Source organism: Streptomyces changchenzhani (genome assembly GCF_039766235.1).
Taxonomy (GTDB): Bacteria; Actinomycetota; Actinomycetes; order Streptomycetales; family Streptomycetaceae; genus Streptomyces.
The window spans coordinates 52,306-71,825 of sequence record NZ_JBDHNH010000004.1; the positions used below are offsets into that span (position 1 = coordinate 52,306).

A 19,520-nucleotide genomic window follows, 5' to 3' on the forward strand; every position below is an offset into this window, starting at 1 on the left:
CTTTCTGGCACGGCTACTTGACGGCGCCGGCGGTGAGGCCGGCGACGAGGTAGCGCTGGAGGAGGAGGAATCCGACGACGACCGGGACGCTGACGACGAGCGAGGCGGCCATGATCTGGTTCCAGTAGACGTCGTTCTGGGTGGAGTACCCCTGGAGGCCCACGGCGAGGGTGCGGGTCTGTGCATGTTCGGGGGCCCCTTCCCGGGGGGAGGCTGCGTTCAATGGTCGAACGGCCTTCATGTCTCAATTTAGAGCGTGATTTAAGTAGTGAAAGAAGTGTGCGTCAAAGGCTTGGACAGCGGTATGTTGCTGGGGGAAGGAGCCACATGGTCGAGCGGAACAGACGGACAGTGCGTGACCTGCGACGGGGCAATCGCTCCGCCGTGTTGCAACGGTTGTATTTCGAAGGGCCTTCGAGCCGCCAGGAGCTGGGGTCCGGCACCGGACTCAGTTCGGGGTCCATCAGCAATGTCGTCTCGGAGCTCGCAGCGGAGGGACTCCTCGAAGAGGCCGGCATCGTCGACTCCGACGGCGGGCGCCCGCGCACGCTGCTGCGGGTCGCGCCGGGCAGCGGCTACCTCATCGGCATCGACGTCGGCGAGACCCGGGTCAGGACCGAGCTCTTCGACCTCTCCTTCACCGAGCTCGCCCGCTCCGAGCGCCCCCTGGGGCGGCACGGTTACGACGTCGAGCGCATCGTCGACCACATCCGCCGCGCCGTGGCCGACGTCCTGCGCGACTCGCAGGTCCCGGCCGACAGGCTTCTCGGCGTCGGAATCGGCGTCCCCGGCATCGTCGTCGGCGGCGCCGCGGACGGTTCGGCGGGCGGTGTGACGGGCGGTGTGACGGGCGGCGCCGCGGGTGCGGACGCGGGTGCGGCCGGGGGCTTGGGCGGTGCGGTCGTGCACGGCCAGACCATCGGCTGGGACGCCGTCCCCCTGGAAGCCCTGCTGTGCGAAGCGGCCGGTCTGCCCACCGAGGTGCCGTTCTTCATCGACAACGGCGCCAAGACACTGGGCCAGGCCGAGATGTGGTTCGGCGGCGGACGCGGGGCACGGGACGCCGTCATCGCCCTGATCGGCTCCGGTGTGGGCGCCTGCGTCGTCGTCAACGGCGCCCTCTACGGCGGCGCGCACAGCAGCGCCGTCGAATGGGGGCACACCACACTGCGGGTCGGCGGTCGGCGCTGCCGCTGCGGGTCCCTGGGCTGCCTGGAGGCGTACGCGGGGGCGCAGGCGTTGCGCGAGCGCTGGCTGGAAGTCGGCGGGCCGCTGTCGGAGGGGGCCGACGAGGAGACCGCGCTGGCCGCCCTGCTGCTGGCGGCGCGCCCCGGCGACGACGGTCCGCCGCCCGACCCCGACGCCGTTCAACTCTTGGACGAGACAGCCGAGTTCCTCGGAGCGGGCATCGCCGATCTGGTGAACCTCTTCCACCCCGAGCGCATCCTCCTCGGTGGCTGGGCCGGCTTGATGCTCGGCCCCGCACTGCTGCCCGCCGTACGCGGTTACGCGGCCCAGTACGCCCTGCGCTACCCCGCCGAACGCACCGTCATCGAGCTGGGCAGACTCGGCCCCGACGCGGTGACCGTGGGGGCGGCCACCCTCCCCCTGGCCGACTTCTTCGCGCGCGGCGGCCGCCGCAGACAACTGAGCCCGGGCGAAGCGGGGCCCGGCCAGGCGGCCTTGGTGGCGGAGGACGGCTGGCGCGCGTACGGGGTGGGCCGAAGCTCGGGCTGACTCCCGTACCACCGGCGCGAGTTCGACGCGCACGGAGGCCTTCCCGTACCCGGCCCTTGTCATGGCCTGTTCGGGCCCGTACTTTTGCCGATTGCGACGTGTCCGAAGCGTAAGTGGGGGATTCCAGTCATGGCCTCATCCGGTCGTCACCGGCGGTACCAGCCCAGCCGCATCAACCGTGCCTCGCTGACCGTCACAGCCGGAGGGGCCGGAATGGCTCTCCCGCTGGTCGCCACCGGGTCGGCCGGCGCCGCCTCCGTGGACATCTGGGAGAAGGTCGCGGCCTGCGAATCGACCAGCAACTGGGACATCAACTCGGGCAACGGCTACTACGGCGGCCTGCAGTTCAAGCAGTCCACCTGGCAGGCGTACGGCGGCACGGCCCATGCCCCGCGCGCCGACCTGGCCACCAAGGGCCAGCAGATCACCGTCGCCGAGAAGGTGCTCAAGGGGCAGGGGCCGACAGCCTGGCCGCTGTGCTCGGTACGCGCGGGCCTCACCCGCGGCGGCGACGCCCCCGACATCGGCACCGGACCGAAGGCCGCGCCGCCCAGGACCCAGACCAAGAAGGTCTCAACCCCGTTGCCCGCCAAGCCCGTCCGAGCCAAGGCCGCTCCGGCCAAGCCCGCGACCGCGCCCGCCAAGGGGCAGATGTACACCGTCGCCGGTGGCGACACCCTCTCCACCATCGCGGACACCGAGCAGGTCAAGGGCGGCTGGCAGCGGCTGTACGAGGCCAACCGCCAAGTCGTCGGCGTCGACCCCGACTTCATCCTCCCCGGCCAGCGGCTGGCCCTCGACGGGGCGAAGAAGCGCGCGGTCAGGGACAGGGCCACCGACGCCGAACACGCCTCGGCCACCGCACCGGCCAAGAAGGCCCCGGCGGCGCGGAAGACCGAGAACACAGCACAGAAGACGCAGCAGAAGGCTCCACGGAAAACACCGAGCGCGCCCAAGACATCAGGGCTGTTCGCCCCCGTGGAAGCCGGACCCAGCACCCCCTACCGCGCCGCCGGTGCCTCCTGGGCCAAGGGCTACCACACGGGCGTCGACTTCCCGGTCGGCACCGGAACCGCCGTAAAGTCCGTCGCCGCGGGCCGTGTCGTCTCGGCCGGCTGGGGCGGGGCGTACGGCTACCAGGTCGTCGTGCAGCACAACGACGGGAAGTACAGCCAGTACGCGCACCTCTCGGCGCTCACCGTCCGCGAGGGCCAGCAGGTCGGCGGCGGCCAGCGCATCGGCCGCTCCGGATCCACCGGCAACAGCACGGGGCCGCACCTCCACTTCGAGGTGCGCAGCGGCCCCGGCTACGGCTCGGACATCGACCCGCTGGCCTACCTCAGGGCAGGTGGCGTCGCCGTCTGATCCCTGGAGCGGGTCTTCTCCGGCGGGTACGGGCGAGGGGGCCGCTGCGCCATCACGGGCATCGGCCGGGTACGGGGCGCCGACGGCTGGTGGGATGCCCGCTGGGGCGTCTGTGACGGCACTGCGGGCAGCCGCGGCCTGTCCGCATCCGCGTAGGTCTCCGCCTGTGCGGCGAGCCGCTCCGTCGTCAGCAGGATCAGCCCGCCGGCCGCTACGGCTCCGCAGCCCAGCGCCAGGGCGGTGCCCGTCGCGCCGTACCGGAAGTGCTCGCCGAACAGGGTGATTCCAACAGCGGCGGCCACCACCGGGTTGATCACAGTGACCGCAGCCAGCGGGGCGGCCAATCCGGCGCCCCGGTAGGAGGCCTGCGAAAGCAGCAGCCCCGCCGCCGCGAGCACGGCGATGACCAGCAGATTCGGCAGCTGTCCTGCCAGTGCCGCGGAGGACGTCCAGTCCACGGCGACGGTCTTGGTGAACACCGAGGCGATACCGAAGGCGGCGCCGGCCGCCGTGGCCAGCAGAATGCTGCGCACGGCCGTACGGTGCACGCGCTGGGCGACCACGAACAACACCGCCACCGCCCCGAAGGCCACCAGCGCCACCGTCAGCCGCTCGCCGCCGTTCAGCGACTGTGCGTCGGCCGTACCGGTCAGCGACAGCAGCCCCGCGAGCCCGGCCGACGCCATGATCACGCCGCGCCAGGCGGTGGCGCCCGCCCTGCGCCGTACGAACACCGCGGCCATCGGCAGCGCGAAGACAATGGTCAGCGCACCGAGCGGCTGGACCAGGCTCAGCGGCCCGTACGCCAACGCCCCGACATGCAGCAGCGCACCGACCCCGCTGAGTGCCACGGCGGCCCACCAGCCGCCGTGGCGCAGCGGGGCGTACGGCCGGTGCGGGGCGGCGGAGGCAACGCGCTCCTGCACGATGGCCCCGGCCGCGTAGGCGACCGCGGAGACCAGCGCCAGCAGCACGGACAGGGCGAGTGCACTCATGTACCCCACGATGTCTCTTCGATGATGCCGCGTCGTCGTCCTTGAGCAGGCATTCCGGCGTACTGCTGACGTAGTACGCGAGTACGCCCAAGGTCCTACTCCCGGGGGTCGTCCGGGGCGCCGGGCGGCCGGGCACAGGTCCGGCGCCTTGGCTACGGTGAGCACGGTGCGGACATGCCGCACGCAGGAGAGCTGCGGTGGGTGGGCAACGGATGGACCTGGCGGAAGTGGCATCGGTGGGCGGGTTCTTCGCCCTGCGGACCGAGGCGCCCGCCGGCGCCCACGTCCCGCTGGCGCGGATCTACGCGGGCGAGGGCGGCCCGCTGACGTTCCGGGTCGAGAAGGTCGCGGCGCGGCTCCGGGCCCCCGAGCGCAGGGTGGCCGCGTCCATCGCGCATCTGGGGCTCGCCGCCCGGCTCTGGTCGGTCGCCATCGGCCCGGCCGCCCTGTACGGGGAATTCCTCGACCTCCCGGCCGCCGACCTGCACTGGGACGCCGATCTGACTTCCCCGGACGACCTGTGGCTGGCCGCGTCACGCACCCTGCCCGGCACCGCCGACCGCATCCGTGAGGTGGTCCAGACCGGCCATCTGGTCCCGCTGGCCGACGCGCTGCGCCGGGACGGCGCGATCTCGCCCGCACTGCTGTGGGGCAACGCGGGCTCCGCCCTGGCCGGCGCCACCCGCGAGCTGCGCACCTGGGCACGGAAGAACGGCCGCCCCGAGGTGGGGGAGCGGGCCCAGCGGCTGGCCGGCGAACTCTTCCGCCACCCGGACCTGCGAGGCACCGGCACACTGCACGGCGCCGCCTTCCGCCGCCGGAGCTGCTGCCTGTACTACCGCTGCCCGTCCGGAGGCCTGTGCGGCGACTGCGTATTCGACCACCGGCCATCGCGGTCTACCGCGCAGCCCGGATCTGAGTGACCATCATGGGACGGCAGGTCACGGGCGACGACGGGCGACGACGGGGGACGACGGTGAAGGTCGGGCTGCTCACCCGGGAGTTCCCGCCGGACGTATACGGCGGAGCCGGCGTCCATGTGGAGTTCCTCGCCCACGAGTTGAGGTCCCTGGTCGACATCGACGTGCACTGCTGGGGCACGGGCGACGCTTCCCCCGGTGTCCACCGCCACCGGCCCGACACCGCACTCGAAGGCGCCAACGACGCCCTGCGCACCTTCTCCGTCGACCTGTCGATGGCCGCCGCGCTCGAAGGGCGCGAGCTGGTCCATTCGCACACCTGGTACGCCAACCTCGCGGGCCACTTCGCGAAGCTGCTGCACGGCATCCCGCACGTGATGACCTCACACTCGCTGGAGCCCCTGCGCCCCTGGAAGGCCGAGCAACTGGGCGGCGGATACGCCCTGTCCGGCTGGGCCGAACGTACGGCGATCGAATCGGCCGACGCAGTGATCGCCGTGTCGCACGGCATGCGCGCCGACATCCTCAGCAGCTATCCGACGCTCGCCCCCGACCGGGTCCGGGTCGTGCACAACGGCATCGACACCTCGCTCTACCGGCCGGACCCCGGCACGGATGTGCTGAAGCGCGTCGGCGTCGATCAGGAGCGCCCGTACGTCCTGTTCGTCGGCCGCATCACCCGCCAGAAGGGCGTCCCCCATCTGTTGCGTGCGGCACGCCGGCTGGACCCGGCCACACAACTCGTCCTGTGCGCAGGCGCCCCCGACACCCCGGAGATCGAGCGGGAGTTCCGCGAGCTCGTCGACGAGCTGCGCCGCACTCGCGACGGAGTGCACTGGATCCCCGAGATGCTGCCGCGCCCGGAGGTCATCCAACTTCTCACCCACGCGGCCGTGTTCGTCTGCCCGTCGGTGTACGAGCCGCTGGGCATCGTCAACCTGGAAGCGATGGCCTGCGGCACGCCGGTCGTCGCCTCCGCGGTCGGCGGCATCCCGGAGGTCGTCGAGGACGGCGGGACCGGACTGCTCGTCGCATACGACGCGTCGGACGCCGGGGCCTTCGAGGCGGGCATCGCGGACGCGCTCAACCGGCTCACCGGCGACCGGCACACCGCGAACCGGATGGGCGAGGCGGGCCGCGAGCGTGCCGTGCGGGAGTTCGGCTGGGATGCCGTCGCCCGCCGCACGGTCGAGGTGTACGAGGAGATTCGAGACGCCAACTAGCGTGCAAGGGGCGGCAGATGCGCGGTGGACCTTCAGTCCTCGGGATCGTACTCGCAGGTGGGGAGGGTAAGCGGCTGATGCCGCTGACCGCCGACCGGGCCAAACCGGCGGTGACTTTCGGCGGGACCTACCGGCTCGTCGACTTCGTCCTGTCGAACCTGGTGAACGGTGACATCCTGCGCAACTGCGTGCTCACCCAGTACAAATCGCACTCGCTCGACCGTCATGTGACCACCACCTGGCGCATGTCCAGCCTGCTCGGCAACTACGTCACGCCCGTGCCGGCCCAACAGCGGCTCGGCCCGCGCTGGTACCTGGGCAGCGCCGACGCGATCCTGTAGTCCCTCAACCTCGTCCACGACGAACAGCCCGACTACATAGCGGTGTTCGGCGCGGACCACGTGTACCGCATGGACCCGCGGCAGATGCTGCAACGTCACATCGAGAGCGGCGCGGGGGTGACGGTCGCCGGTATCCGGGTGCAGCGCGCCGAGGCGTCGTCCTTCGGCATCATCACACCGGCCTCCGACGGAACCAGGATCGAGGAGTTCCTGGAGAAGCCCACCGACCCGCCGGGGCTGCCCGGCGACCCGCGCCGGGTCTTCGCCTCCATGGGCAACTACATGTTCAGCACCAAAACCCTCGTTGACGCGCTCCTGCAGGACGCCGAGGACGACAACTCGGTGCACGACATGGGTGGTTCCATCCTGCCGATGCTCACTGAGCGGGGGGTGGCCCAGGTGTACGACTTCGACGAGAACCATGTGCCGGGGGAGACGCCGCGCGACCACGGCTACTGGCGTGACGTTGGGACGCTCGACACGTACTACGACGCGCACATGGACCTCATCTCGGACCAGCCGCAGTTCAACCTCTACAACCGCCGCTGGCCCGTCTACACCCACCCCGGGCAGCTGCCCCCGGCGCGCTTCGTGGCCGGCGGCATCGCGGGCGAGTCGGTCGTCAGCGCGGGCTGCATCATCCGCGGCCAGGTCACCCGCTCCGTGCTGTCGCCGGGGGTGATCGTGGAGGAGGGTGCGGTGGTGCAGGGGTCCGTGCTCCACGACAATGTGCGGATCGGGCGGGGGGCGGTGGTCCGGGGGGCGATCCTGGACAAGAACGTGGAGGTGCCGCCGGGGGCGACGGTCGGGGTGAATCCGGAGCGGGACGGCGAGCTCTACACGATGTCCCGGAACGGGGTCATCGCGCTGGGGAAGGGCCAGTTGGTGCCTTAGGGGGCCGGGGGCGACAGGCGCCTGCGGCGGGCTGGTCCCCCACCCGCCCCTTCACGCCGTGTCCTTGTGCGGCTGCCGAACGGGAATCCGGACGGCGGGACCGTGAGGCCGCGCGGGATTCAGTCGATGCGTAGTCCGGGTCTTCTCGGGGGCGATTCCGTGCTTTGGCCGGCGCCCGTGGTGGTGCCCGGCGCGGTTCGCTCGCCCTCGCGGACGTGGACCATGCGCAGCGTTCGCACATGTGGGCGAGGACTTCAACGCGGCCTGACTACCGGGCCATCCACCACGCGGTGAAAGACGAACATCCCAACGCCGCCGCCACAGAGAGGAACCGTGTTGGGACTCTTTGCACCACGACGTGCAAACCGCCCACCCGCAGCTCAAAGAAGGGTGCTTCTTCAGGGGTTTTCGACACAGCCGGCCTTTCCGGATGGCAAGGGGAAGGCAGAGCAGTTGGAGAGTCCGGCGCTGCCGCCCTCCATCTTGGCTTGCGATCGCACTCCCGAGCATGACCCGTAGAGCCCAAGCTCACTTGACTCGATTGGGCTATGCGTGACCATCCTGCCACTCATTGTGGCGTCAGTCCTGGCGGGTTGGAGGCGCCCCGTAGGCCCCACCCGCCGCGCTCGGTACCGCGCCGCCCCGAACTCACCAGGGGCGGGCGCTGCCCGCCCAAACATGGGTCAGCCCCGGTGCGGCGTGGGCGTACCGGGGTGGAGCGAGCGCGCGCCCCGCCCGGACCGGATGCCGGACGGGCTCCCCGTAGAACACGTACTTCTGAACATCGGGAAGGGGCGGGGTGGGGAACAGCGCCGCACCGGCACCGCGGCTCAAGGCAGCGGCGGCCACGTCCGGACCCTTGACGGGGGCGGCTCGCGGACCAAGAATGAGCGCGCTCTGACAACGTTGTCCAAGCGGATGCGCCCGGGACATCGCTGCCCCACTCTCCGGAGGTCTTGATCCATGCACTGGAACCGACTGCTGGGAGCACGCGGACCCGCTGCGGCCGTCGCCGCCGCCGCACTCCTCGGCGGCGTCCTCTCCGGGCCGACGGCGCAGGCCGGGCCCCGCAATGAGCGACTCACCGACCTGGTCAACCCGTTCATCGGCACCCAGAACGAGGGCAACACCTACCCCGGCGCGTCCGTGCCGTTCGGCATGGTCCAGCTCTCCCCGGACACCGGGCACAACACCGGCTACGACTACGAGGACAAGCAGATCCGCGGCTTCAGCAGCGTGCATCTGTCCGGCGTCGGCTGCGGCCTCGGCGGTGACCTGCCCGTGCTGCCCACCACCGGCGACATCACCACCACCGACTACGCGCAGTACGCCTCGGAGTTCAGCCACGACGACGAGAAGGCGAGCCCCGGCTACTACAAGGTCGGCCTGAAGACGTACGGCGTCACCGCCGAGCTCACCGCCACCCAGCGCACCGGCGTCCAGCGCTACACCTTCCCCGCCACCGGCAAGGCCAACGTCCTGCTGAACGCCGGCCAGTCGCTGCACAGCGCCGTCTCCACCAGCGTGGAGATCCTCGACTCCCGCACGGTACGAACCGCCATCACCGGCCGGGGCTTCTGCCAGGACACCAAGCCGTACACGGTCTACACGATCACCCGCTTCGACCGGCCCTTCAAGACGTCGGGGACCTGGAACGGCGACAAGGTCACCGAGGGCTCCAAGGCATCCACCGGCACCGGCCGCAACGGCGCCTGGCTGCGCTTCGACACCACAGGCGACCGCACCGTCGAAGCCACCACAGCGCTCAGTTACGTCGACGCCCGAGGCGCCGCAGGCAACCTGCGCGCCGAGGGCCGCCACGGCTTCGACCGCACCGCGGACGCCGCGCGCGCCACCTGGGAGGACAGGCTCGGCGACGTACAGGCCAAGGGCGGCAGCGAGGACCTGCGCCGGACGTTCTACTCGTCCCTCTACCGGTCCTTCCTCGCCCCGAACATCGGCAGCGACACCGACGGCCGCTACACCGGCTGGGACCAGAAGACCCATCGGGCCAAGGGCTTCACGTACTACCAGAACTGGTCCCTGTGGGACACCTACCGCACCCAGGCGCAGCTCCTGTCGCTCCTCGCCCCGCACGAGTCCCGTGACATGGCCCTCTCGGTCCTGAAGATCGACGAGGAGAGCGGCTGGCTGCCCAAGTGGGGTTACGGCACGGTCGAGACGAACATCATGACCGGCGACCCGGTCACGCCGTTCCTCACCAACGCCTACCAGCAGGGACTGCTCAAGGGGCACGAGGAGCGGACGTACCGGGCGCTGAAGAAGAACGCCGACGGCGTCCCGCCCGCCGAGTCCGCCGCGGTCGGCCGCGAGGCCAACGTCCCCTATCTGAAGGACGGTTACGCCCCGTACATCAAGGGCCGTCCGCACGCCAAGCCCGGAGACTCCGACTACGACCACGGGGCGTCCGCCACCCTGGAGTACGCCCTGTCGGACGCCATGCTCGGCGAGATGGCCCGCGACCTGGGCCACGACAAGGACGCCGAGCGCTACGCGGGCCGCGCGCAGAACTACCGCAAGATCTTCGACGAGTCGACCGGCTTCTTCCGGGCCCGTGACGCGGCAGGCGCCTTCACCGGACCCGCCGACCCCGCGAAGAGCGAGGGCTTCCATGAGGGCACTGCCTGGCAGTACCAGTGGCTGGTGCCGCAGGACCTGCCCGGCATGGTCGGCCTGATCGGCGGCAAGGCCGCGGCCAACGAGCGCCTCGACTCCTTCTTCGCCTACGACAAGCTGCTCGCCGACCCGGCGAAGACGGCCCGCGAGGTGTGGGTCAACGGCCCGTACGACTACTACAACGCAGACAAGTACAACCCGCAGAACGAGCCCGACCTGATCGCCCCGTACACCTACCTCTCCACCGGGCAGCCATGGAAGTCCACCGACGTGGTGCACGCCGCGCTCACCCTCTTCACCGACACCCCCACCGGCATGACCGGCAACGACGACCTGGGCACCATGTCCGCCTGGAACGTCCTGTCGTCCATCGGTGTCTTCCCGATCCAGCCCGGCACCGACACCTGGGGCCTGTCCACGCCCGTCTTCGAGCGCGTGGACCTCAAGCTCGACCGGCGCTACTACCCGAGCGGGAAGTTCACGGTGACAGCGCCGGGCACCTCGGACACCGACCGTTACATCCAGTCGGCCCGGATCGACGGCAAGAATCACGCAGCGACGTATCTCACAACCGAGGAGATCCGGTCCGGCCGCTCGCTCTCCTTCACCGTCGGCGACAAGCCGTCGGGCTGGGGAACAGCGGCCTCGGCGGCCCCGCCCGCCCTGCGCTGAATCCCCAGGAGAATCCGTCCGGCCCGCCGCCCGCCCCCGCTCCGGGGGCGGGCGGTTTGGCTGGGAGGACCAGGGCCAATTAAAGTTCTGCTTTTGAGGACTTTCAGCGGCACGAGTGAACGAGAAACGGCAGCGGCGATGACGGTGACAGAGGACAGTCCTGGGTACGACGAGAACCCGGACACCCTGGTGTACGGCCCGGGCATCGATCCGGAGCGCATGGCCGTCTGCCTGGGCGTGCTCGACGAGCTGGACAAGCTCGACGTCGACCACCCCGACGCCATTGCGGTACGGCGCGCCACCGCCGGCGTCTACCGGACCGTGAAGCAGCGCCGCCGCCAGGAGCGCCGCGCCGCCAAGACCGCCCACGACCAGGCCGTCACGCACGCCACCGCGACCGGCTCCGCGGAGCGCATCGACGACGAGACGCAGGGCGTCCTGCCGTCCTCGTCGGCCACCGCCGAGATCGCCGGGATACTCAAGCGCCCCCGCTCCTGCTACATCTGCAAGACCCGGTACGTCGAGGTCGACGCGTTCTACCACCAGCTCTGCCAGAGCTGCGCCGCCGAGAACCGCGCCCGCCGCGACGCCCGCACCGACCTGAGCGGCAAGCGCGCCCTGCTCACCGGAGGCCGCGCCAAGATCGGCATGTACATCGCGCTGCGACTGCTGCGCGACGGCGCCCACACCACCATCACCACCCGCTTCCCCGGTGACGCGATCCGCCGCTTCAAGGCGATGGAGGACAGCGCCGACTGGATCCACCGCCTGAAGATCGTCGGCATCGACCTGCGCGACCCGGCGCAGGTCGTCGCGCTCGCCGACTCGGTCGCGGCCGACGGCCCGCTCGACATCCTGATCAACAACGCCGCGCAGACCGTACGCCGCTCCCCGCGCGCGTACAGCGAGCTGCTCGGCGCCGAGTCCGCCCCGCTGCCCGCCGGTGAGCTGCCCGCCTCCGAGGTCATCGGCGCCTTCGGCTCCGGCGCCCAGCTCACGCTGCCCACCGCCCGCCCGGAGGGCCTCACCGCCCAGCAGGTCACCGACCTGGCGCTGGTGACCGGCTCCACCTCGCTCGCCCGGATCGAGGCGGGCACGGCGATCGACGCCGGCGGTCTGGTCCCCGACCTGGACCACACCAACAGCTGGATCCAGACGGTCTCCGAGGTCGACCCGGTCGAGCTGCTCGAAGTACAGCTGTGCAATTCGACCGCGCCGTTCATCCTCATCAGCCGGCTCCGCGCGTCCATGGCGGCGTCGGCCGCCAAGCGCAAGTACGTCGTGAACGTCTCGGCGATGGAGGGCGTCTTCAGCCGCGGTTACAAGGGCGCGGGCCACCCGCACACCAACATGGCCAAGGCCGCGCTGAACATGCTCACCCGCACCAGCGCCCAGGAGATGCTGGAGTCCGACGGCATCCTGATGACCGCCATCGACACCGGCTGGATCACCGACGAGCGCCCGCACCCGGACAAGATGCGCCTCGCCGAGGAGGGCTTCCACGCCCCGCTCGACCTGATCGACGGCGCGGCCCGCGTCTACGACCCGATCGTGCGCGGCGAGGACGGCGAAGACCTGTACGGGGTCTTCCTCAAGGACTACGCGCCCGCCAACTGGTAGGCGGCGGCGGGCACTTCATCGAAAAGGCGCCTCAGAACCGTGCGTGCGCGGTGATGTCCGCGCCGAACTGGTCGATCATCGCGGGCGTCACCGTGGGCCTGCACTGGGCGATCGCCGCCAGATAGTCCTCCGTGCCCGCGCCGGGCAGCCGCCGGCCGTCCGGCACCGCGCCGACCTCCTCCAGGTCCCGCTCGAACGCGGCCTGGGCCGCGCTGCGGGCCGCGTGTTCGATGTCGGCGGGAGTGAACAGTTCGCTGGCCGCCACCAGCACCGCCACGTCCACATCGGAGCGGCCCTCGGTGTAGCGGGACCAGATCGCGGTGCGCGCGGCCGTGTCCGGTGTGCCGATCGGGATCAGATAGTCGAATCGGCCCGGCCGCAGGAACGCCGGGTCGAGCGAGCGGATGGAGTTGGTGGCGCACACCAGCAGCCGCTCGTCGCGCTCCCGGAAGCCCGGTATGAGCTTGAGCAGCTCATTGGTCACCCCGTGCATTCCGCCGGGCTGCGCGGGCTCGGTGCGGACCGGGGCGATCTCCTCGACCTCGTCGATGAAGACCAGCACCCGTTCGAGCTCGGCGATCCGGGCGAACGCGCTGCGCAGCGCCGCCGCCAGGTTCCCCTCGTCCGCCAGCCGGGAGGGCAGCAGCTCGACGAACGGCCAGCCGAGCTTGGAGGCGATGCCCCGGGCGAACGTGGTCTTGCCGGTGCCGGGCGGGCCGAACAGCGCGACGGCCCGCGGTGGCCGCACCCCGTGTCTCGCGGCGCGCTCGGGCTCCGCCAGCGGCAGTACGATCCGGCGCTCGATGAGGTCCTTCTCGGCCTCCATGCCGGCCACCTTGGCCCACAGGTCGCTGGGCAGGAACCGCCCGCCGAGGTCCTCAAGGAGACTGGCCACGGGGCCGTGCAGCGGCTCGACCTTCTCGAAGTAGGCCACTGCGGGCTGTCGCGTGTACCCCGCGTTGAGCAGCCCCTCGCCGAACAGGTCCTCCTCGGGCAGTACGTACGCGATGCGCCCCACCCGGGCCGCGACGAGCCGCCGCTCCAGTTCGACCAGGAGCGCGCTGGCCAGCCCCCGGCCGCGCCAGGCCGACGCGATGGCGATCCGCATCACCCAGGCGCGTTCCCCGGCCACTCCCGCGAGCGCCGCCCCGATGGGGACGCCCTGGTGGACCGCGACGACGGCGGGCTGGCGGGACGTGAGCGCGCCGATGCACTCGGCGAGCGAGAAGACCGACTCCTGCCCCAGTTCGGCCGTCGTGTCGATCAGGTGGACCACCGCTGCGAGATCACTCTCGCGGTAGTCGTGGATGAGCCAATTCACCGGTGCCGCCCCTCGTTGGTGCTGTTGCGGCGAGGCTAGGGGCGGACGTACACGGGGTCCTGCTCCACCGTGCACAAACCTCGGCGGCAAACTCGACGTTCCGTCCGTAGCCAGTACGGGCAGGATGCACGGTCGGGGTAGCGGTTCCGCGGAGCGCTTTGCGCGCTGTTCGCCCTGGTCACCCGCCGGACGTGTGTGCGGCTGCCACCAGTTCCAGCACCGGCCGCCAGTCGTCCATCACCCCGGCGTCGAGACCGACGACCTTCCCCGCGTCATCCGCCTGGCGCAGCGTCACCGCCGCTTCGGCGAGCGGGTCGCGTGCGAAGGCGTCCGCCTCCCGCGGGGTCATCGTCCCGCCCTGCAGCCCGAGGGTCAGCGCGCTCTGCGGCGACAGGGGACGCCCCGGCTCGGCCGTCGCCAGATAGCGCTTTGCCGGTACGTGCAGCTGTACGAGCCGGGCCACCCGGTCGCCGAGCAGCGGGTGCACGGCGATGGCCGCGTGGTGCGCGTGACCTGCGTCGTCACCCGGGTGCAGCAAGTGCCCCAGGTCGTGCACCAGGCCCGCCACCTGGAGTTCCTTGTCGCTGGGGTGCGAGCGGCGCAGCAGGTGCGCCGTCTGCAGGGCGTGGTCGTGCAGGTCCACCGGATCGCCGCTGCGGTCGGGGGCGTCCCAGGCGCCCCGGCAGGCGTGCAGCAGGGACATCAGTTCCTCGACGCTGCGCAGTTCCATCCCTGTTCCTCGCTGTCGTTTCCCGGACCTGAGGTGCGTACTCCCGAGCAGATCACGGAGGCGTCGACTTCCGGCTGAACGGGGCGCGAAGGGAGGCAGGCTTAAAGACGACGAAATCCATCGAGCGGAAGCCCGCTCATATGGGTACTCTGTTGCTCACGGACAGCCCCACCAAGGCCAATCCAGAGTGAACACCGGCGCCACCGCGACCGAACTGCCCCATTTTTCCTGACCTGTCGGGCGACAGGTCGCTGCCGGCGAGAGCCGTGGTGATCAGGTCCGAAGGGTTACGCGACATAAAGGAGTGCGCGGTGACACCAAATTTGGCGAAGCAGGACAATCGGTCGCATGAGCGTGGCGACATGGCCGGTCAGGCCAGACGTCGTCGGCCCGGCGAACTCGGCAGCCTGGAGGTCTGGTCCAGGTCCGCGCCGATCCGGCTGGCGGGCTACGAGGACGATCTGGCGGAGCCGCACATCCTGCCTGGTATCGACTGACCGGCCCGCCGGCCGACGGCTGAACGACTGCCCGGTGGGGCGGTGGCGCACGACGCCACCGCCCCACCGTTCTGTGCGGCCGACCGTGGGTGGCGGACGGCGTCCGTCTCCTCGCACTCCGAGCCGGGGCTAGTCGGTGAACTCGCCCCACACCAAAGGCTTGTTCATGGAGCGGTGCGAATTTGTTCAACATTCTGCAAATCATGTACAAGAATGTTCACCGCGTCGCGTGCGGGGGATACTTTCCCGTCCGTGAAGCTGAAGTTGAGACCTCAAAAGGATCCACTGGCCGGCACAGGACGTCGTACGTTGCTCCGGGTGGCGGTCGCCGGCAGTGCGGTGGCCACCGGCGGTCTGGCCCTCGGGGCGATCCCGGCATCGGCCGCCCCGCCGTCGATGATCTCCCGCACCCGGCCCACCACCCCCGCGCAGGCCCTGCACGAGCTGAGCGTGGGCAATCGGCGCTGGCGGACGTTCCAGCAGCAGCACCCCGACGAGTCCCCTTCCGTGCGGAACGCACTGGTGACCGGCCAGCACCCCTTCGCCGTCATCCTGGGCTGCATCGACTCGCGCGTACCTCCCGAGCTGGTCTTCGACCAGGGCCTCGGCGACCTGATGACCGTGCGCTCGGCCGGTGAGGTCCTGGACGAAGCCGTCCTCGGGAGCATCGCGTACGGTGTCCTGGAGCTGGGCGTTCCCCTGATCATGGTCCTCGGGCACCAGTCCTGCGGCGCGGTGGCCGCGGCGGTCCACGCGGACGAGACCGGTGAGGAACTCCCGGCGCACATCGAGTACTTGGCCGACCGTATACGCCCGGCCATAGACCACAGCCAGCACGGCGCCGCCCGCGTCGACTCCACCGTCAACCGCAATGTCGGCCTCGTCCGCAGGCAGCTGGCCGCGGAGCCGGACCTCGCGGCCAAGGTCGCCACCGGGGCACTGGCCATCGTCGGGGCCCGCTACGAGCTCAACTCGCAGCTGGTCCACGTCATTCACTGAGGCCGTACGGGCCGGGGGAGCCGCCGTCGTCAGCGCCCGACAGGCGCGGCCGGCGGCTCGACCTCCAGGAAGCGTCTGCGTCGCGGCCCGATGTACAGCAGCGCCGTCCAGCCCACCCGCTCCAGCGCGTCGGCGCACCCGGTCAGGGCGTCCTGCTCCTCGTGCGCCGCGCCGCCGCCGGGCGGCCCCAGCCACTCCACCCGCACCGTCCCGGGCCGCTCGCCCGGACCGACGCGATACCCCGTCGCGGTCCGCAGCCCCGCCGCATCGACCGCGGAGTCCGCGATGCCCGCCGCCTCCAGCGTCAGGGCGACCGAGCGCGCCACCTGATTGCGCTCCCAGAGCGCCGGTATCGCCCGCGGGTCCCCGGCGTCCGTGTTCGTCAGGCGCCGGATCTGCATCAGCCCCTCGAACGCGACCCGGACCTCGGCGGCCCGCTCGCGGGCCGGCGCGATGGGCGCCGGCCCGTCACCGGTGGCCGCCGTGAATGCTCCGGCCGTCATCGTCATCACCGCCTCCCGGATCCAGGAGGGCCAATTCTGTCAGCCGGCTCTGACAACCGGCCTGCGCACAGCGCGTACGGCCGTCATCCGGCGCCCTCCCCGGCGGGCTACCGGGCCGCCGACCCGGCAGGAGCGGTTCGCTGCCACGGGCGGAGCGCCTCGATCCGCTCCGCCAGCGCCAGCAGCCGGTACTCGCCACCGGGCGCGGCCACCAGCTGTATGGAGCAGGGGGCGCCGCCGGGCAAGGACCCGAACGGCATCGAGAGCGCGGGCCACCCGGTGAGGTTCCACGGCGGAGTCGTCGGCGCGTAGGCGGTGTTGACCAGCACATTGTGCAGCCAGCCGCGCTCGTCCCAGGGCGCGGCAGCGGGCCCGCGCCGTGCGAGCGCGGGCATGATGAGCACGTCGTACCGCTCGAAGAACGGCGCCAGCCGCTCGCGCAGCAGCGACCGGTGATCGGTGCGCATCAGCGGTGTACGGGCGAACAGCCGGCCGGCCGCGGCATGCCGGCGTGTGCGCGGGGCGAGCCGCCGGGGATCGATGCCCTCGGCGTCCTTCGCGGTGCCCGCCGTCCAGCGGGCCAGCGAGGCGGGCCCCAGGCTCAGCGGATACGGCGGGTCGGCGTGCTCCACGTCCTGCCCGTCGTCGATGAGCAGCCGGGTCGCCGCACGGACCGCGTCGGCGTACGGGCGGGAGATGCCGGCGCCGACGAGCGGGCTGCACGAGGAGGCGGCGATCCGCAGCGAACCGGTGGGGGACTGGGGCTGCTCCCCGGCCAGCACCGAGAACATCAGCCGGGCGTCGGCCACCGTTGTGGTGAGCGGACCGTTCTCGGCCATGCCGAACCAGTCGCCGTTCCCGATCCCGGCGAACACCCGGCCGTACCCCGGCTTCAGGCCGAGCACCCCGCAGTTGGCGGCCGGGATGCGCAGTGAGCCCATGCCGTCGTTGCCCAGCGCGATCGGGACCAGCCCCGCCGCGACGGCGGCCGCGCTGCCGCCCGAGGAGCCACCGGCGGTGCGCGTCGGGTCCCAGGGGTTGCGCGCGGTGCCGTGCACGCCCTCGGTGGTGCCGAAGACGCACAGCTCCGGGACGTTGGTGAGGCCGACGACCACGGCTCCGGCGGCGCGCAGCCTGGCCACCGTCTCGTGGTCGGCCGTGGCGGGTGCCGCCGAGGAGGCCCCGGTGCCGTTGCGGGTGGCCTCGCCCCGCACAGCGAGGTTGTCCTTGACGGCCACAGGCACGCCCGCGAGGGGCAGTTCGGCCAGGTCGGGGTGGGCAGCCAGCTCCTCCGCCTCCTGGAGAGCGGCTTGCGTGCGTACGGTGCGGAATGCCCCGACACGGGCATCGCCCTCGGCGATCCGGGCGAGATGCGCCGCCACCACCTCCCTCGGCGTCACACGCTTGTCCCGCACGGCGGCGGCTATTTCATGGGCGGTCAGGCCGGTCCAGTTCGTCACCTGCGCAACTGTGCCTGTCGCGCTGGCGCGCGTCGAGGGGGCGGGGGGTGGCCGGAAAGCGCGTACCGCCCCCTCGCCCCCGGGACGCCCTGCGGGCGTGTCCTCAAACGCCGGACGGGCTGAAATTCAGCCCGTCCGGCGTTTGAGGACCGGGGTCTGGGGCGGAGCCCCAGTTGTGGGACGGGGCGGGTAGGGGGAAAGCGCCGCAGGCAACCCGCACAGGCAACCCGCACCCGCGCCGCAACCACCCTCGCCCCCGTTCACCCGCACCCCCGCCCTACCCCACAATCCTCCGCAACGTCCGCCCGAGCCGCCGGGCGTACCACCGCTGGACGACAGGCACGCAGGGCCCCGCCAGCCGTGTGTACCAGCGGCCCGCTCGGCTGAAGGCGGTGACGGTGAACCACACGGCCCCGTCGGCCGCCAGCTCGACGACGAAGGACTCCTCGCCACGCTCCGGGTGACGACCGGTCGTCCCGTAGGCGAAACCGATCCGGTCGTTCTCGTACGCCGTCCAGACGACTTCGCACGGCGCCGGCACCCGCAGCGGCCCGATGCCGATCGCGCACTCGACCGTCACGCCGGGGTCGGCCCGCTCCGCGTCCGACCGCACGCGTACGCCCGACGCGCGGTGCAGCCGCCAGGTGGTCACCGCCCGGCCCGCCGCCTCGAAGGACGCGCGGCCCCGGCCGATCAGGGCGCGGTGGTGGAGGTGGTTGTACCCGGCGGGCAGAAGCTCCTGCCGGGTGGCCCCGACCTCGGGGTAGTTGAGCGTGCTCATGCGGCAGTCTCCTCAAGTCGTCGCCAGGCCAGCACCGCGCAGAGTGCGAAGCCGAGGGCGTTGCCCAGGCCGTGGGTGGCGGCCATCCAGGTCAGGTTGGGGTGCGGGATTCCGGTGGCCTCGCCGAGTGCCCAGCTCAGGGCGAGCAGCATGGTCGCGACCAGCACGGAGGCCGAGACCGCGAGCAGGAACCGGGTGGTCCTGTCCTGCCCGTCGTCGCGGACGTCCCGCCAGGTCAGCAGCGCCACCGCCCACATGCCCGCGGTCAGGACGAGCGCCCCCGCCAGTTCGGCCCAGTCGTCGACGAAGTAGCCGGCGAGGACGAGCAGCGTGCCGAGCGGCACGCTCAGTGCGGCGAACCGCCCCGTCGGCCCGTCGGCGGCCCGGCAGACGAGCCCGGCCACCAGCGCCGCGGCGAAACCGGCGAAGTGGAAGTGCGGCACGGTGAGCGCCAGGATGTCCAGGTCGAAGCCGAAGAGCTGGTGGCCCCCGCGCTCGGCGACCAGTGCGAGCCCGGCGACCGAGGGTGCCACCAGCGCGGTGAGCACCGCGATCTCGGCCGGGACGAGCGAGCGTGTACGGGCCAGCCGCCCCGGGGCATGCAGGGCGAGGGCAAGGGTGCCCAGGGCGTAGACCGCGGCGAGCGCGGTCGCGACCGTACCGCGCGGCAGCCACAGCGCGACGGCTCCCGGCGCTGCCAGCAGTGGCCACAGGCGCCGGATCCGGTTGAGGTGCGGTGAGCCGATGAGGCGCAGCCCCATCGGCACGACGACCAGCATGCCGAGCATGACGATCAGGTTGACCAGTACGAACACGACCCACCCC

15 protein-coding genes and 2 pseudogenes are annotated in these 19,520 nt (G+C 71.5%); 9 read left to right on the forward strand and 8 right to left on the reverse strand.

From position 1 onward, the window contains the following. Positions 1-13: 13 nt before the first annotated feature. Positions 14-178 (reverse strand): annotated as a pseudogene (locus tag ABCR94_RS14525) (carbohydrate ABC transporter permease); the annotation flags it as partial. A 149-nt stretch (positions 179-327) separates the two neighbouring features. Here ABCR94_RS14525 and ABCR94_RS14530 point away from each other — a divergent pair. Further along, positions 328-1,737 (forward strand): ROK family protein, encoded by a 1,410-nt coding sequence (locus tag ABCR94_RS14530; protein WP_347119700.1) that lies wholly within the window; start codon positions 328-330, stop codon positions 1,735-1,737. 129 nt (positions 1,738-1,866) lie between these two features. Continuing rightward, a complete protein-coding gene (locus ABCR94_RS14535) occupies positions 1,867-3,102 on the forward strand; it encodes a transglycosylase family protein (protein WP_347119701.1) in 1,236 nt (411 codons plus the stop codon). Here the strand turns inward: ABCR94_RS14535 and ABCR94_RS14540 are convergent. Further along, a complete protein-coding gene (locus tag ABCR94_RS14540; RefSeq protein ID WP_347119702.1) occupies positions 3,072-4,097 on the reverse strand; it encodes a DMT family transporter in 1,026 nt (341 codons plus the stop codon). The genes ABCR94_RS14535 and ABCR94_RS14540 overlap by 31 nt on opposite strands. Before the next feature lie 212 nt (positions 4,098-4,309). Here ABCR94_RS14540 and ABCR94_RS14545 point away from each other — a divergent pair, with 212 nt between their 5' ends. The 5 genes and pseudogenes from ABCR94_RS14545 (at position 4,310) to ABCR94_RS14565 (ending at position 12,404) form a co-directional block, all read left to right on the forward strand. Next, positions 4,310-5,020, forward strand: coding sequence for a (2Fe-2S)-binding protein (locus ABCR94_RS14545; RefSeq protein ID WP_347120130.1), 711 nt, complete (start codon positions 4,310-4,312; stop codon positions 5,018-5,020). A gap of 53 nt (positions 5,021-5,073) precedes the next feature. Beyond that, a complete protein-coding gene (glgA, locus tag ABCR94_RS14550; RefSeq protein WP_347120131.1) occupies positions 5,074-6,240 on the forward strand; it encodes a glycogen synthase in 1,167 nt (388 codons plus the stop codon). 17 nt (positions 6,241-6,257) lie between these two features. Then, a pseudogene (glgC, locus tag ABCR94_RS14555) lies at positions 6,258-7,475 on the forward strand (glucose-1-phosphate adenylyltransferase). A gap of 963 nt (positions 7,476-8,438) precedes the next feature. Next, positions 8,439-10,784: a GH92 family glycosyl hydrolase gene (locus tag ABCR94_RS14560; protein ID WP_347119703.1), complete on the forward strand. Its 2,346-nt coding sequence runs from the start codon at positions 8,439-8,441 to the stop codon at positions 10,782-10,784. A gap of 138 nt (positions 10,785-10,922) precedes the next feature. Beyond that, positions 10,923-12,404: an SDR family NAD(P)-dependent oxidoreductase gene (locus tag ABCR94_RS14565; protein ID WP_347119704.1), complete on the forward strand. Its 1,482-nt coding sequence runs from the start codon at positions 10,923-10,925 to the stop codon at positions 12,402-12,404. A gap of 31 nt (positions 12,405-12,435) precedes the next feature. On the opposite strand, the gene ABCR94_RS14570 is transcribed toward ABCR94_RS14565, so the two are convergent. Beyond that, positions 12,436-13,725, reverse strand: a complete 1,290-nt coding sequence (locus ABCR94_RS14570) for an ATP-binding protein (protein WP_347119705.1) — start codon at positions 13,723-13,725, stop codon at positions 12,436-12,438. A gap of 178 nt (positions 13,726-13,903) precedes the next feature. Then, complete coding sequence (locus ABCR94_RS14575; protein WP_347119706.1) at positions 13,904-14,455, reverse strand: inositol oxygenase family protein; 552 nt, start codon at positions 14,453-14,455, stop codon at positions 13,904-13,906. Positions 14,456-14,766: 311 nt separating this feature from the next. On the opposite strand from ABCR94_RS14575, the gene ABCR94_RS14580 reads away from it, so the two are divergent. Both ABCR94_RS14580 and ABCR94_RS14585 read left to right on the forward strand, forming a co-directional pair. Beyond that, positions 14,767-14,952, forward strand: coding sequence for a hypothetical protein (locus ABCR94_RS14580; RefSeq protein WP_347120165.1), 186 nt, complete (start codon positions 14,767-14,769; stop codon positions 14,950-14,952). A gap of 252 nt (positions 14,953-15,204) precedes the next feature. After that, entirely contained in the window at positions 15,205-15,951 is a 747-nt protein-coding gene (locus tag ABCR94_RS14585) for a carbonic anhydrase (protein ID WP_347119707.1), read from the forward strand. A 29-nt stretch (positions 15,952-15,980) separates the two neighbouring features. Here the strand turns inward: ABCR94_RS14585 and ABCR94_RS14590 are convergent, their stop codons facing one another. The 4 genes from ABCR94_RS14590 to ABCR94_RS14605 form a co-directional block, all read right to left on the reverse strand. Next, positions 15,981-16,460: a hypothetical protein gene (locus tag ABCR94_RS14590; RefSeq protein ID WP_347119708.1), complete on the reverse strand. Its 480-nt coding sequence runs from the start codon at positions 16,458-16,460 to the stop codon at positions 15,981-15,983. Between the two features lie 101 nt (positions 16,461-16,561). After that, on the reverse strand, positions 16,562-17,914 hold the full coding sequence (locus ABCR94_RS14595) for an amidase (protein WP_347119709.1): 1,353 nt from the start codon (positions 17,912-17,914) through the stop codon (positions 16,562-16,564). A 277-nt stretch (positions 17,915-18,191) separates the two neighbouring features. After that, positions 18,192-18,695: a DUF1990 domain-containing protein gene (locus ABCR94_RS14600; RefSeq protein WP_347119710.1), complete on the reverse strand. Its 504-nt coding sequence runs from the start codon at positions 18,693-18,695 to the stop codon at positions 18,192-18,194. Beyond that, positions 18,692-19,510, reverse strand: coding sequence for a YndJ family protein (locus ABCR94_RS14605; RefSeq protein WP_347119711.1), 819 nt, complete (start codon positions 19,508-19,510; stop codon positions 18,692-18,694). The genes ABCR94_RS14600 and ABCR94_RS14605 overlap by 4 nt, the downstream gene beginning before the upstream one ends. Between the last annotated feature and the right edge of the window lie 10 nt (positions 19,511-19,520).